Origin of the sequence: Citrobacter sp. Cc139 (assembly GCF_030334645.1) — a bacterium.
In the GTDB taxonomy this organism is placed as follows: Bacteria; Pseudomonadota; Gammaproteobacteria; order Enterobacterales; family Enterobacteriaceae; genus Citrobacter; species Citrobacter werkmanii.
The window spans coordinates 14234-28628 of the sequence record NZ_JAOWDM010000092.1 but is presented as its reverse complement, the minus strand read 5'-3'; the positions used below and the strand labels follow the sequence as shown (position 1 = coordinate 28628).

Here is a 14395-nt window from a genome sequence, read left to right as displayed (position 1 = left end):
TCCGTAATCTGATTGGCATTCCTTACCTTCTGTTGCAAAGTTGTTGCTAATAGCAAAAAAGGAGGAAGTCCCGTGAATAAATCAATGTTGGCGGGTATAGGGATTGGCGTAGCTGCTGCGCTGGGTGTTGCAGCGGTGGCCAGTCTTAACGTTTTCGAGCGTGGCCCACAGTATGCACAAGTTGTCTCTGCAACACCGATTAAAGAATCGGTAAAAACGCCACGTCAGGAGTGTCGGAACGTGACGGTCACGCACCGCAAGCCGGTGCAAGATGAAAACCGTATCGCGGGTTCTGTGCTGGGTGCCGTAGCTGGCGGTGTTATCGGCCATCAGTTTGGTGGCGGACGCGGTAAAGATATTGCCACCGTAGCGGGTGCATTAGGCGGCGGCTATGCCGGTAACCAGATCCAGGGTTCGATGCAAGAAAATGATACGTACACCACCACGCAGCAGCGCTGTAAAACGGTGTATGACAAATCAGAAAAAATGCTGGGCTACGACGTGACGTACAAAATTGGCGATCAGCAGGGGAAAATTCGTATGGATAAGGACCCCGGCGCGCAAATTCCGTTGGATAAGAACGGACAGTTGGTACTGAATAACAAAGCGTAAAATAGCATTATCCTGAACATTAGCCCCCCATTCGCTCAGGCTGGGGGGCTTTTTTTATCAGAAGGTTAAGGCGTAGTTCAGACCAAAGGTACGACCCCGGCCCTTGTATTCATACAGTGACGGGCTGCCATAAGTTGGGCTGTACAGCAGTGGCGCACGTTGTCCCCATAGCGTGGTGTACTCTTCATTCAGCAGGTTTTCCACGCTGAAGGTCAGCTTACCTAATGGGAGCTGGTAGCTGCCGATAAAGTCCATGGTGTTATAGCCGTCCAGCTTATTGCCGCTGGCGTCACTCAGATCAAATGTTTGCTGGCTCTGTACACGCAGCGACCACGGTTCAGGCGCCCAGCCGACCCATGCGGTTGCTTTAGATGGTGAAGCCAGAGTGACATCCCATTTCTGCCATTTACCGTTTTGTTTCACTTCGGATTTAATGACGTTGAAGTTGCCGCCCAGACTCCAGTCAGTATCGGCGATGAAATAATCTACCGCACCTTCCAGACCATAAATCCGACGATCGTCGGGCTGTACGTTTATGGTCATATCACTGCGGTTGATAACGATCGATTTATCCGAAGTGGAGTAATAAGCAGCCAGTTGCGTGCGCAGGTTATCGCCCGTGTAACGCCATCCCAGCTCGTACGAGTTAACTTTAATCCCTTCCAGGCGAGAATCCGCCACGTTGACGCTGCGCAGAAGTTGATAATGATCGCCAACCAGAGAATAGGTGCCGTTACCGTAATATTTCCCCGGATCCGGAAGCTCAACGCCTTGAGAGAAGTTAAACCAGGTTTGCTGGCGCTCAGTCAGGTGGGCGAGGATCCCGGCGTTAAACAGGAAGTTATCGTAATCGGTTTTGCCGCCCGGAATGGTATCCGCGGAGTTTGCAAGGCCCGTCGCGATTCCCTGCTGTTGGGCATAGCCAACGAAATCATCAACCCTGTTTTCGGTCCATTGATAGCGTACGCCGCCACTGAGAGTGAAGATATCGTTTATGTCATAGCTGTTTTGCAGGAAAGGCGCGAAGTTGGTGATGCTGTAACCAGGATAACGGCCGGTAGTATAAGCGGTACGGTTGTCCATGCCACCGGAGGGCAGAGAGTAAGCCAGATCGAAGAATTTCTGATTGGAATCGAAGGTTTCATGATCCGCATCGATACCCCACGTCAGTTCCCAGTCATCCATCACCTGGCTGTTGAGGGTAATTTTGGCACCGAACTGGTCGGTATCCTGCTGTGAGGCGGAGAAACTGGTGACCTTGCCTTTGCTCAGCGTAGGGAAGGGGTAGAATTTTAGCGATTCGTCGCGGTAATAGATTTGACTGACCAGGTTCTGACCAAAGAAATCTGCATCGGAATACTGCAGACTGATCAGATGGCGCTCGGTGCCGGGAATACGATCGGAGTTCAGTCCGCTGCTGGTATAAGCTTTACCGTTTCCGGTCACGGCGGACATGTTCTCGCCGAGATCCAGCCCGTAATCTTCATCCCCCTGGCTCTTGTAGTACTGGGTAACCAGTTGTAATTGACGGTTATCATCCAGCTCAATCGTCCCGGTGCCCATCACGTCCAGACGATCGGAATGCTGCAGGCCGGTTTGGGTGTTATCCAGCAGCAGAGCATCGTGGTTGCCGTCATACCAACCACCAAACCGTTGATACGCGACGGACATACGACCGGATGCACGATCGGTTCCTCCACTCACCGCGGCGGCGACGCGTTCGTCATGATCGTTACTGTTATTAAACCCGCTTTTACTGCCCAGTTCGAGTTCGACTTCACGTTCAGGCTGACCTTTTTTGGTGACGATGTTGATCAAACCGCCGGTACTTCCTCCGCCATACAAGGATGTTGCCCCTGAGATGACTTCAATATGAGCAATGTTAAACGGGTCAATGGAGTCAAGTTGACGGCTGTCGGTACGGGAGGAATTCAGACGGACACCGTCTATCAATACTACGATGGCGCGACCGCGCATGTTCATGCCGTAATTGGTTCGTCCCTGACTGCTGACATCAATTCCGGGGATTAACTGAGCAAGAACATCCTTGAACTCTTTACCACCCTGAACTTGCTGTTCAATTTCGCTTCCTTCAATAACCCAAGTCGTTTGCGCCATTTCTGCCACGGTGCGTTGGCTGCGGTTAGCGCTGACGATGAGATTCTCTTCCTCCGCTGCGATAGCCGGTAGGGTTAAGGATAATAAGAGCGGATTGAGCACCCAGAGACGCTTATGCATTTGTATTCCTTTTAAAAAAGTCGGTCTGTTTTTGTTATTGCGGTAGAGAAACCGATAGTTACATTGGGAAACAGGTGTTAAAACAAATGCGAATATTGCTGATAATAATTGTCGTTATCAATACATTTTTTAAAAAAGATCTGCTAATGCGATGAAAACAATAAGGAATGAAGGGTTATTGGTACAAAAAACCGAGGGTTTTTAGCCCCCGGCGGTGTCATCTGTTCGTGGAAGAGAGAGGAAAGGATTAAGCTTTGATGAGTTCGGGCCACAGTCGCAGGGTGGTGTGTGCGATCTGCATCAGTTTCTCAAATGACGCGCCTTCACGGGCGCTAATCGACATACCCTGTAAAATGCAGTTCAGATATTCGGCCAGCTTTTGCACGTCGCAGTGGGCCGGAATTTCGTCACGCTGCTGGCGCTGACGAAGGAACTGGGTAAGCGTCTGTTCCTGCATCGCATGGCGTGATTTCACCGTGTGTGCGATCTCGCGGGAAGAGGCCGCCAGCGTCGCGGACGTATTAATCATAAAACATCCTGCCGGAGTATCTTTACTGGTAAAGCAGGTCGCTATGGCGGTGAAATAGTCTTCCAGTGCTGACTGAAGGCTTTTTTCTTCGCAAAACAGCTGAGCTTCGTGTTTCGCCGCGAAGCGAGTTATATAGCGGTCCAGCACGGCACGAAACAACCCTTCCTTGTTGGTAAACTCCGCATACAGCGTGGGCGCTTTCGCACCCGTTGCTTCCACGAGATCGGCGAGCGATGTCGCTTCATATCCGTGCTGCCAGAAGAGTGTCATGGCCTTATCAAGCGCGGCTTCCCTGTCGAACACTTTTGGTCGGCCACGGCTTTTTTTTGCACAACCTGTCGTTTCAGTTGTCATGGCGCCGATGTACCTTTGTTGGGTTTATTGAATAATCATTATAAAAATATTCCCCCCCACACTCCAGCGGATTAGCGATAAAAATAATTTATAGCTATTAGCATGAAAAATAAGGTCTTTATCTTTTATATAACGATCATTATAAAAAAATGTTGACGTGTGACCTGGATCACATCTATGATTTACCTATCGATCGTTAAGTTAATCATTACGACACCCATTCATCTGCAAAAGGTCACTATTATGAAAAACGTAAAAACTCTGTTTGTTGCTGCTGTTCTTAGCTCACTGTCATTTGCCAGCTTCGCCGCTGTTGAAGTTCAGGCCACGCCTGCAGGTCAACAGAAAGTTGGTACGATCTCTGCAAATGCGGGGACGAACTTAGGTTCTCTGGAAGATCAACTGGCGCAGAAAGCGGATGAGATGGGCGCGAAGTCTTTCCGTATTACTTCCGTTACCGGTCCTAACACCCTTCACGGGACTGCCGTTATCTACAAATAAGATTTAACCCATCGCAATGCCACTGCGAGTTAAATAAAAAACCCCCGCGGAATAAAATCCAGCGGGGGTTTTTTTTATGGGGAATGTTTACATCGGTTGTTGAGCCACATCGTGATGACGGGTGACATCGACCGGCATGCCTGAGCGAATCTCCATCGCATGTTCCATGACGGCAGGGTCCGTTTGCGCCGCATTCTTAAAGGTCTGCATTGCGGCGTTCAACACGATCGGCAGCAGTTTCGGGTCATCATTGATCTTTTCTGACAGCGGCTGGTGCACTTCCACCAGCCGCATGCCGTTAGGTTCGACTGAGGCTTTGATCGGCGTGTTAATGATATTGACTTTGGTTCCTGGCTTCACTTGACGGAACAAGGTTTCAATATCACCGTCGCGCAGACGAATACAGCCGGAACTGACGCGCATACCGATACCAAAATCAGCATTGGTGCCGTGCAGCAGATAAACACCGCCGTATGCGGCTAAGCGAATTGCGTGATGGCCCATCGGGTTATCTGGCCCGGCAGGGACAACGGCAGGAAGATCGATGCCGTTTGCTTTATAGCGCGCGCGGATATTTGCCGTAGGCGTCCAGGTGGGATTAGCGCGTTTATCGGAAATGGTGGTTACCATGGTGGGCGTCAGCGTATCACCACCTAACTGGCCAATGCCAATAGGATATACGGTCACCGAATTTGTCCCCGGCTGGTAATAATAAAGACGCAATTCGGCGAGGTTGATGACAATACCTTCGCGCGGTGCATCCGGTAACAGGGTTTGCAATGGGATAGTCAAAACGCTGCCAGGACGAGGCACGAAAGGATCAACGCCGGGGTTGGCCTGCAGCAGCGCTAAAAAGCCGACGTTGTATTTTTTCGCAATAGCTTCGAGAGAACCGCCATTGTCTTCGACAACGTGAACGGCATTCTGTCCCACCAGACGGCTTCCCGGCGGCGGCAGCGGCCAGGTGTTTGCCTGAGCCGGAAGGGCTAACGCGAAGGTCGCTGCAAGCGTAAAAAACGCTAACCAGCGAGAGAGTTGTTTATTGTTTAACATCACCATAAATCCATTGTTTTTACGTGGTTTTTATTATGTAAAAGTAAACAAGAATTATGGCCGTTTGCTGTGTCGGGAAGTGCAGGGAAGTGCAAAGAGTTTGTAAATTCACCGGCCGGGAGCGTTATGTGCGCTCCCGGCCTGCTCACTATGCTACGGCGTTTTCTTCAAGTTGGCGCATAAACTGGCGTACCCAGTCGATTCGCGTTTTACGCTCGCTCAGATCCTGCATAAATTTCAGCCGGGTTGGACCGTCCAGACGGAAGTGCTGCGGCTGTTTTTGCAGTAAACCAATCAGCCACACCGGGTTAACGTGGTTTTTCTCTGCAAACTCAATCGTGCCGCCTTTTTCATTGCCTTCAAGCTTTCTGATGCCCAGTTTCTGCGCCTGTTGGCGTAACCGGGCAATATCCAGCAACGTACGGGCCGGGTCGGGCAGCAGACCAAAACGGTCTATCAGCTCGACCTTAATTTCTTCCAACTCGTTTTCGCCTTTCGCACTGGCAATACGTTTGTAGAACGACAGTCGCGTGTTGACATCGGGAATATAGTCATCCGGCAGCAGTGACGGCATGCGCAGTTCAACTTCGGTTTGCTGGCTGGTGAGATCTTCCAGCGACGGTTCGCGTCCCTCTTTGAGCGCATCGACAGCATTTTCCAGCAGCTCCATATACAGCGAGAAGCCGATGCTTTCCATGGAACCACTCTGATCTTCACCCAGCAGTTCCCCGGCGCCGCGAATTTCAAGGTCGTGGGTCGCCAGCGCAAAGCCAGCGCCCAAATCTTCCAGCGAGGCGATGGCTTCCAGGCGCTTTTGCGCGTCGGTGGTCATCGCTTTTGGATGCGGCGTCAGCAGCCAGGCGTACGCCTGATGGTGTGAACGTCCCACACGGCCGCGCAACTGGTGTAATTGCGCCAAACCAAAGTGATCGGCGCGTTCGATGATAATGGTGTTGGCGGTCGGGATGTCGATCCCGGTTTCGATAATAGTGGTACATACCAGAACGTTAAAGCGCTGATGGTGGAAATCGTTCATCACGCGTTCCAATTCGCGCTCGCGCATTTGACCGTGGCCGATACCAATACGCGCTTCCGGCACCAGTTCCGCTAATCTGTCAGCGGTTTTCTGGATATTTTCGACGTCGTTAAACAGATAATAAACTTGCCCCCCGCGCAGAACTTCACGCAGGATAGCCTCGCGAACCACCAGATTGTCATATTCACGCACAAAGGTTTTCACCGCCAGACGACGGGCAGGAGGCGTGGCGATGATCGACAGATCGCGCATGCCGCTCATCGCCATATTGAGCGTACGCGGAATAGGCGTTGCCGTCAGCGTCAGGATATCGACATCCGCGCGCATTGCTTTGATGCGCTCTTTATGACGAACGCCAAAACGGTGCTCTTCATCGACAATCAGCAGGCCCAGATCTTTTAGCTTCACGTCCGCTTGCAGCAGTTTGTGGGTGCCGATAAGAATATCGATTTTCCCTTCGGCCACCTGCTCCAGAATTTGCGCTTGCTCTTTGGCGCTACGGAAACGGGACAGCATTTCAATACGTACCGGCCAGTTGGCAAAGCGATCACGGAAGTTGTCGAAGTGCTGCTGAGCGAGCAGGGTAGTCGGAACCAGCACGGCCACCTGCTTGTGGTTCTCTACGGCGAGGAAGGCGGCGCGCATCGCGACTTCGGTTTTACCAAAGCCGACATCGCCACACACCAGGCGGTCCATGGCCAGCGGCTGGCACATATCGCTGAGCACCGCATTGATCGCCTGCGCCTGATCGGGCGTAGTTTCAAACGGGAAACTGTCGCAAAACAGCTGGTACTGCTCACGATCATGCTTAAAGGCAAAGCCTTCTTTCGCCGCACGCTGAGCATAGATATCCAATAGTTCTGCCGCTACATCACGCACCTTCTCAGCGGCTTTCTGGCGGGCACGAGACCAGGCATCGCCGCCCAGTTTATGTAGTGGCGCATTTTCTTCCGCGCCGCCAGCGTAACGGCTGATCAGGTGCAACGATGACACAGGCACGTACAGTTTGGCGTCGTTGGCGTAGGTGAGCATCAGGTACTCGCCGGTGATACCGCCCGCTTCCAGCGTGGTCATCCCGGCATAACGGCCAACGCCGTGCTCCAGGTGCACCACCGGTTGACCGGGATGCAGTTCGGCGAGGTTACGAATTAACGTATCAGGATTGATGGTGCGACGAGAATCCTGGCGGCGGCGCGCCACGCGCTCCCCGAGCAGATCGCTTTCGCAAATCAGCGCCAGGTTGCGTTTGCTATCAATGAAGCCGTGTTCGGCTGCGCCAATCATCAGATAGCGACCATTGTCGACGGCTTCGTCGAGACGCAATATGCGCTTCGGCGCGATTTTGATACGGGCGAGCAGTTCGCCAAGCGCTTCGCGGCGACCTTCGCTTTCAACGGAGAAAATCACCGGACCGGTGAAGCCTTCAAGGAATTTACGTAACGCATCTAACGGCGCTTTTTGCTGCGCATGAACCGCGATATCTGGCAACTTCTGGAAGCCGAGGTTAGTATTCGCGGCTTTGTTCGCCAGAGTCTCCGTTTTCAGTTGAACACGGGGCCAGCGTTTAAGTTCGGAGAACAGCTCATCTACGCGCAGCCACAGCGAGTGTGGCGGCAGAAGCGGGCGCATCGGATCAACACCCCGGTTCTCAAAACGCGACAGGGTATCAGCCTGGAAGCGTTCTGCGCTGGTCTCGATATCGCCGGTATTGACCAATAACGTATTGGCGGGGAAATAGCTGAACAGGGGGGGCAGCGGCTCGCTGAAAAACAATGGCTGCCAGTATTCGATCCCGGCAGGTAACGTGCCTTTGCTGACCTGCTGGTAAATATGTTCGGCGTCGCGTTTAACTTCAAAGGTATCGCGCCACTGGCTGCGGAACAGCTCAATCGCCGTTTTATCGGTCGGGAATTCATGCGCGGGCAGCAAATTAATGGCGTCGACTTCTTCCAGTGTGCGCTGGGTGTCGGTATCAAACAGACGCAGACTGTCGATTTCATCATCAAAGAAATCCAGTCGATAAGGTAATTCGCTGCCCATGGGGAACAGATCCAACAACGCGCCGCGCGTGGCGTATTCGCCGTGCTCCATCACCTGATCAACATGGCGGTAGCCCGCGCTGTCCAGTTGTTCGCGCAGGGCGTCGCGCGAAAGCCGCTGACCTTTTTTCATCACCAGCGCATGGCCGTGCAGATAGCTGTGCGGACAGACGCGCTGCATCAGCGTGTTCACTGGCACAATCAGTACACCGCGCTGCATCGCAGGGAGTTGATACAGCGTGGAAAGCCGTGAGGAGATAATCTCCTGATGAGGGGAAAAGCTATCGTAGGGCAGCGTTTCCCAGTCCGCCAGGTTCATTACCATCTGGTCGGTAAACTGACGAATTTCATCATGCAGTCGCAGGGCATTTTGCATGTCCGGCGCGATCAGTACGACAGGACCCGCATGACGTTCAGCAATTTCAGCGACCAGCGTCGCGCAAGCTGCGCCGGTCAGTTCGCCTAACTGGCGCTGGTCGGAAGCGCTGGCCGGGAGCGTGTAACGATGTTGTTCAGGCATTCGGTTGTCAGGATCTCGTTTAGATATACATCTGATAAGCAATGTTCTTTATTATCCGTGATCGTTTCTCATAAGCAAATTGATTCGCCCCCTGATGGGGGCAAAAAGCGCGTTGAAATTAGCGCGAGGCCGTCGATAAAGACGGTGGAGAAAAGAGCAAGTCGGCAACGGTTGTTTGCGAAATCTTACGCACCAGCAAGCCAAACAGAGTACACAACAGCAGGCAGGCGAAGGGATAAACCAGCAGCAGGAGCAACTCGCCGTACGCAGGCCAGGCGGCATGATTGATTTTGGGGATTAGCGTTAAGCTGAACAGCTCAACCAAAATACGGTGGGTGGTATAGATGGCGATAGTATTAGATCCAATCACGCTTAACGGGCTGGATGCGCGCATACCAAAGCGCTGCTCGAACTGATAAAACAGCTTCATGATCAGTACAATAGACAGGAGGGAAAGCAGTAGCGAAATATTTGCCAGCCACGCGACCACAGCGGCCACTACGCTAACCATAAATATGAGCGTATGGCGGCGCAGAGGCACCTCTTTGATCCATACCATCAGCGTTGCGCCAAACCAGGCGCCGAGGCTGTACCAGGGCAGATTGCGAATCACGCTGTTCATTCCCCACCACGGCGTGGGGAAAAAATTGATCGCCACGCTCAGCACGACAAACAGCGCCAACAGCGGTAACGCCCAGCGGTTGAAAATCTTACACAGCACAAAATAGACAATCAGCGCATACAGATACCACAAGCTGGTGCTGGCGGTCAGCATCCCGTGGGTAAAGCCAGCGATTGAACCGGCATACGCGGCGTTGGCGGCATGAGTCAGATCGCGTTGCGGAGCCAACCAGTTATTGAGCGAGACTAACGCCAGCCATTGTACCACTCCCCATAGCACCAGTACCCAGGCAATACTCCAGATCCGTTTATCCACACAGGTTGTCCAGGGAACGCTATCGATGTAGCGGCGGATCAAATAGCCTGAAATAAAGAAAAATACCGGCATACGAAACGGCGCCAGGTACAGATTGAGGTAAATCCAGCATTTGCTCAGCATCTCTGAAAGCGGATACTGAAAGGTGGTGAGGTGTGGGTAAAACGTAATGACTGAGTGATATATTACCACCAGACAAATGCATAACCCTTTGATTTGATTAATCCATAATTCTTTTTTATTCATTGAGACAGCGTACCCATATTGTTTGCTATAGCCTGCCATCCTGCGCAACCCGCTGTACGCTGTAATGCGTAACTGTCTGCATTTTGTTTTTTTTAGGATAAAGATCAGGGACCCGGACTGAAGGGGGAGGGGTAACTACAGCGGATTGATTTATCTATCCTTTTAGGAATAGTGCTGACGAACACTTACGGTTCAGTCATTTACCCATTCCGCTTTCGCTTATATACTCGTGACTTTGCTAACAGCAACCAGACGGATTTCATGTACCAACCTGTCGCTCTATTCATCGGCCTGCGTTATATGCGCGGGCGTGCAGCAGATCGCTTCGGTCGCTTCGTTTCCTGGCTCTCCACCATCGGCATTACTCTCGGGGTAATGGCGCTGGTCACAGTGTTGTCAGTGATGAACGGTTTCGAGCGCGAGCTGCAAAACAATATCCTTGGCCTGATGCCCCAGGCTGTTCTCTCGTCTGAACAGGGTTCCCTAAACCCGCAGCAATTGCCGGAAAAAGCGGTGGTGTTGAACGGCGTCAACCGCGTTGCACCCATAACAACGGGTGATGTGGTGCTGCAAAGTGCGCGTAGCGTGGCGGTTGGTGTAATGCTGGGTATCGACCCGGCGCAAAAAGATCCGCTCACGCCGTATCTGGTCAATGTGAAGCAAACAGATCTGCAACCGGGTAAGTATAATGTCATCCTCGGTGAGCAGCTTGCCGGGCAGTTGGGCGTTAACCGTGGCGATCAAATTCGCGTAATGGTGCCGTCCGCCAGTCAGTTTACGCCGATGGGGCGTCTGCCCAGCCAGCGTCTGTTTACGGTGATCGGCACCTTTGCCGCTAACAGCGAAGTCGACGGCTACCAGATGCTGACCAACATTCAGGATGCGTCACGCCTGATGCGCTACCCGGTGGGTAATATCACCGGCTGGCGCTTGTGGTTGAACGAGCCGTTAAAGGTTGACACGTTGAGCCAGCAAACGCTGCCGCAAGGTACCAAATGGCAGGACTGGCGCGAGCGTAAAGGGGAATTATTCCAGGCCGTGCGCATGGAGAAAAACATGATGGGGCTGCTGCTCAGTCTGATCGTGGCGGTGGCGGCTTTTAATATTATTACCTCGCTGGGTCTGATGGTAATGGAGAAGCAAGGGGAAGTGGCGATTCTACAAACTCAGGGGCTAACGCCGCGGCAGATAATGATGGTGTTTATGGTTCAGGGGGCCAGTGCCGGGATTATCGGCGCGCTGCTGGGCGCAGGGCTGGGCGCATTGCTCGCCAGTCAACTGAACAACCTGATGCCCATTATCGGCGTGCTTCTGGATGGCGCTGCGCTGCCGGTCGCCATCGAGCCGCTGCAGGTTATCGTCATTGCGCTGGTGGCGATGGCCATCGCGCTGCTGTCTACGCTTTATCCTTCCTGGCGCGCTGCCGCCACTCAACCCGCTGAGGCTTTACGTTATGAATAAGATCCTGTTGCAATGCGACAACCTGTGCAAACGCTATCAGGAAGGCACAGTGCAGACCGATGTCCTGCACAATGTCAGTTTTTGCGTTGGCGAAGGCGAGATGATGGCGATTGTCGGCAGCTCCGGCTCCGGTAAGAGTACGCTGCTCCATCTGTTAGGTGGGCTGGATACACCAACTTCCGGCGACGTCATTTTTAACGGTCAGCCGATGAGCAAACTCTCGTCTGCGGCGAAGGCGGAGCTGCGCAATCAGAAGCTGGGCTTTATTTACCAGTTCCACCATCTGCTGCCGGATTTTACCGCGCTGGAAAACGTGGCGATGCCGCTGCTGATTGGCAAGAAAAAACCGGCTGAAATCACCGCGCGCGCGCGCGATATGCTGAAAGCGGTAGGGCTGGACCATCGTGCCAGCCATCGCCCGTCTGAACTGTCGGGCGGCGAGCGTCAGCGCGTGGCGATTGCCCGTGCGCTGGTCAATAACCCTCGTCTGGTGCTGGCGGATGAACCAACGGGTAACCTTGATGCGCGCAACGCGGACAGCATCTTCGAGCTTCTGGGGGAGCTTAACCGCTCTCAGGGCACGGCATTTCTGGTGGTGACGCACGATCTGCAGTTGGCGAAGCGCATGAGCCGCCAGCTTGAAATGCGCGATGGTCGCCTGACGGCTGAACTGAGCCTGATGGGAGCAGAGTAATGGCTTCGCCTTTATCATTATTGATTGGCCTGCGTTTTAGCCGAGGTCGGCGGCGCGGCGGTATGGTCTCGCTGATTTCGGTGATTTCTACCGTTGGCATCGCGTTGGGTGTGGCGGTGTTGATCGTCGGGTTAAGTGCCATGAATGGCTTTGAGCGTGAGTTGAACAACCGTATTCTGGCCGTGGTCCCGCACGGTGAAATTGAGGCCGTCAATCAGCCGTGGAACAACTGGCAGGAAGCGCTCGATAAAGTACAGAAAGTGCCTGGTATTGTCGCCGCAGCGCCCTATATCAACTTTACCGGGCTGGTGGAGAGTGGGGCGAATCTACGCGCGGTGCAGGTGAAGGGCGTTGACCCGAAACAGGAGCAGCGTTTAAGCGCGCTGCCATCGTTCGTGCAGAACCACGCCTGGGATAATTTCAAAGCCGGTGAGCAGCAAATCATCATTGGTAAGGGGATTGCCGATGCGCTGAAGGTGAAGCAGGGCGACTGGGTGTCGATTATGATCCCTAACGCCAGTGCGGACCATAAGTTACAGCAGCCTAAACGCGTGCGTTTGCACGTGACGGGCATTTTGCAACTGAGCGGTCAGCTCGATCACAGCTTTGCCATGATCCCCATGGAAGACGCGCAGCAATACCTGGATATGGGATCCAGCGTTTCCGGGATCGCGCTAAAAGTTAACGACGTCTTTAACGCCAATAAACTGGTACGTGACGCGGGTGAAGTCACCAATAACTATGTTTATATTAAGAGCTGGATTGGCACCTACGGCTATATGTACCGCGATATCCAGATGATCCGCGCCATCATGTATCTGGCGATGGTGCTGGTGATTGGCGTGGCCTGTTTTAATATCGTTTCCACGTTAGTGATGGCGGTAAAAGACAAAAGCGGTGATATTGCGGTATTAAGAACCCTGGGGGCTAAAGATGGTTTGATCCGTGCCATTTTTGTCTGGTACGGCCTGCTGGCGGGTCTGTTCGGTAGTCTGATAGGCGTCGTCATCGGGGTGGTTGTCTCGCTGCAGTTGACGCCGATCATCAATGGCATCGAGGCGCTTATCGGCCATCAGTTCCTGTCTGGCGATATCTATTTCATTGACTTCCTGCCATCGGAATTACACTGGCTGGATGTGATCTACGTGCTGGTGACAGCATTAGTGCTGAGTCTTTTGGCGAGTTGGTATCCGGCGCGTCGCGCCAGCAATATTGATCCTGCGAGAGTACTTAGCGGCCAATAACAATAAGAAGGAGCGGTGATGTATTACGGATTTGACATCGGCGGGACCAAAATTGCGCTGGGAGTATTTGATAACCAACGCCGTTTGCAATGGGAAACACGCGTCCCTACGCCTCGCGACAGCTATGAAGCTTTCCTTAATGCGGTCTGCAATCTGGTAATGGAAGCGGACCAGCGATCCGGCGTCAAAGGTTCGGTGGGTATCGGCATTCCTGGCATGCCGGAAACAGAAGACGGTACGCTGTACGCGGCCAATGTGCCTGCCGCCAGTGGGAAACCGCTCCGTGCCGATCTCAGCGCCCGCCTTGACCGTGATGTTCGCCTGGACAACGATGCCAACTGTTTTGCCCTCTCTGAGGCCTGGGACGACGAGTTCACTCAGTATCCGCTGGTTATGGGGTTAATCCTCGGCACCGGCGTCGGTGGTGGACTGGTGCTTAACGGTAAATCTATCACCGGACGCAGCTATATCACCGGTGAGTTTGGTCATATTCGTTTGCCTGTCGATGCGCTGACGCTGATGGGATTTGATTTCCCACTGCGCCGCTGCGGATGCGGTCAATTGGGCTGTATTGAAAGCTATCTCTCCGGCGGTGGATTTGCGTGGTTGTATCAGCATTACTACCATCAACCGCTGGATGCCCGTGAAATTATCGCGCTGTGGGAGCAGGGGGATGAGCAAGCGCGCGCCCATGTTGAACGTTATCTGGATTTACTGGCAGTCTGTTTGGGGAATATCCTGACCATCGTTGATCCTGATTTAGTGGTGATTGGTGGTGGTTTGTCGAATTTTTCCGCTATTACGACGCAACTGGCGGACAGATTGCCACGCCATCTGCTGCCGGTTGCCCGAGTGCCGCGTATTGAGCAGGCACGGCACGGTGATGCGGGCGGAATGCGCGGGGCCGCTTTTTTACATCTTACCGATTAAT

Annotated in this window: 11 protein-coding genes; 6 read left to right on the top strand and 5 right to left on the bottom strand. The window is 53.1% G+C overall.

Annotation, left to right across the window (positions count from 1 at the left end):
* The first annotated feature begins 72 nt into the window (after positions 1-72).
* Entirely contained in the window at positions 73-612 is a 540-nt protein-coding gene (locus OGV69_RS19285) for a glycine zipper 2TM domain-containing protein (RefSeq protein WP_069323340.1), read from the top strand.
* A 57-nt stretch (positions 613-669) separates the two neighbouring features.
* Here OGV69_RS19285 and OGV69_RS19280 read toward each other — a convergent pair whose 3' ends face one another.
* Together OGV69_RS19280 and comR are read right to left on the bottom strand one after the other, a co-directional pair.
* Complete coding sequence (locus tag OGV69_RS19280; RefSeq protein ID WP_038639832.1) at positions 670-2850, bottom strand: TonB-dependent siderophore receptor; 2181 nt, start codon at positions 2848-2850, stop codon at positions 670-672.
* 247 nt (positions 2851-3097) lie between these two features.
* Positions 3098-3733, bottom strand: a complete 636-nt coding sequence (gene comR, locus OGV69_RS19275; protein WP_038639835.1) for a TetR family copper-responsive transcriptional repressor ComR — start codon at positions 3731-3733, stop codon at positions 3098-3100.
* A 243-nt stretch (positions 3734-3976) separates the two neighbouring features.
* Here comR and bhsA point away from each other — a divergent pair, with 243 nt between their 5' ends.
* On the top strand, positions 3977-4234 hold the full coding sequence (gene bhsA, locus OGV69_RS19270) for a multiple stress resistance protein BhsA (RefSeq protein WP_029139491.1): 258 nt from the start codon (positions 3977-3979) through the stop codon (positions 4232-4234).
* A gap of 87 nt (positions 4235-4321) precedes the next feature.
* Here bhsA and ldtC read toward each other — a convergent pair whose 3' ends face one another.
* From ldtC to OGV69_RS19255, 3 genes are all read right to left on the bottom strand, one after another.
* A complete protein-coding gene (gene ldtC, locus OGV69_RS19265; RefSeq protein WP_069323341.1) occupies positions 4322-5287 on the bottom strand; it encodes a L,D-transpeptidase LdtC in 966 nt (321 codons plus the stop codon).
* Between the two features lie 148 nt (positions 5288-5435).
* Positions 5436-8882: a transcription-repair coupling factor gene (gene mfd / locus OGV69_RS19260; protein WP_069323342.1), complete on the bottom strand. Its 3447-nt coding sequence runs from the start codon at positions 8880-8882 to the stop codon at positions 5436-5438.
* A gap of 118 nt (positions 8883-9000) precedes the next feature.
* On the bottom strand, positions 9001-10065 hold the full coding sequence (locus OGV69_RS19255) for an acyltransferase family protein (RefSeq protein WP_069323343.1): 1065 nt from the start codon (positions 10063-10065) through the stop codon (positions 9001-9003).
* 261 nt (positions 10066-10326) lie between these two features.
* Here OGV69_RS19255 and lolC point away from each other — a divergent pair, with 261 nt between their 5' ends.
* Genes lolC through nagK form a run of 4 tightly spaced genes read left to right on the top strand, consistent with a single transcriptional unit; the run spans position 10327 to position 14394 of the window.
* Positions 10327-11526, top strand: a complete 1200-nt coding sequence (gene lolC, locus OGV69_RS19250; protein WP_038639847.1) for a lipoprotein-releasing ABC transporter permease subunit LolC — start codon at positions 10327-10329, stop codon at positions 11524-11526.
* A complete protein-coding gene (lolD, locus tag OGV69_RS19245) occupies positions 11519-12220 on the top strand; it encodes a lipoprotein-releasing ABC transporter ATP-binding protein LolD (protein WP_069323345.1) in 702 nt (233 codons plus the stop codon). The genes lolC and lolD overlap by 8 nt, the downstream gene beginning before the upstream one ends.
* A complete protein-coding gene (gene lolE, locus OGV69_RS19240) occupies positions 12220-13464 on the top strand; it encodes a lipoprotein-releasing ABC transporter permease subunit LolE (RefSeq protein WP_069323346.1) in 1245 nt (414 codons plus the stop codon). Before lolD ends, lolE begins: the two co-directional genes overlap by 1 nt.
* Before the next feature lie 18 nt (positions 13465-13482).
* Positions 13483-14394, top strand: a complete 912-nt coding sequence (gene nagK, locus OGV69_RS19235) for an N-acetylglucosamine kinase (RefSeq protein WP_227408976.1) — start codon at positions 13483-13485, stop codon at positions 14392-14394.
* Position 14395: the final 1 nt, after the last annotated feature.

Coding starts and splice junctions, on each gene's coding strand:
- OGV69_RS19280 (WP_038639832.1), bottom strand. CDS start 2,850: ATGCATAAGCGTCTCTGGGTGCTCAATCCGCTCTTATTATCCTTAACC.
- mfd (WP_069323342.1), bottom strand. CDS start 8,882: ATGCCTGAACAACATCGTTACACGCTCCCGGCCAGCGCTTCCGACCAG.
- lolC (WP_038639847.1), top strand. CDS start 10,327: ATGTACCAACCTGTCGCTCTATTCATCGGCCTGCGTTATATGCGCGGG.
- OGV69_RS19255 (WP_069323343.1), bottom strand. CDS start 10,065: ATGAATAAAAAAGAATTATGGATTAATCAAATCAAAGGGTTATGCATT.
- ldtC (WP_069323341.1), bottom strand. CDS start 5,287: ATGTTAAACAATAAACAACTCTCTCGCTGGTTAGCGTTTTTTACGCTT.
- comR (WP_038639835.1), bottom strand. CDS start 3,733: ATGACAACTGAAACGACAGGTTGTGCAAAAAAAAGCCGTGGCCGACCA.
- nagK (WP_227408976.1), top strand. CDS start 13,483: ATGTATTACGGATTTGACATCGGCGGGACCAAAATTGCGCTGGGAGTA.
- lolD (WP_069323345.1), top strand. CDS start 11,519: ATGAATAAGATCCTGTTGCAATGCGACAACCTGTGCAAACGCTATCAG.
- lolE (WP_069323346.1), top strand. CDS start 12,220: ATGGCTTCGCCTTTATCATTATTGATTGGCCTGCGTTTTAGCCGAGGT.
- bhsA (WP_029139491.1), top strand. CDS start 3,977: ATGAAAAACGTAAAAACTCTGTTTGTTGCTGCTGTTCTTAGCTCACTG.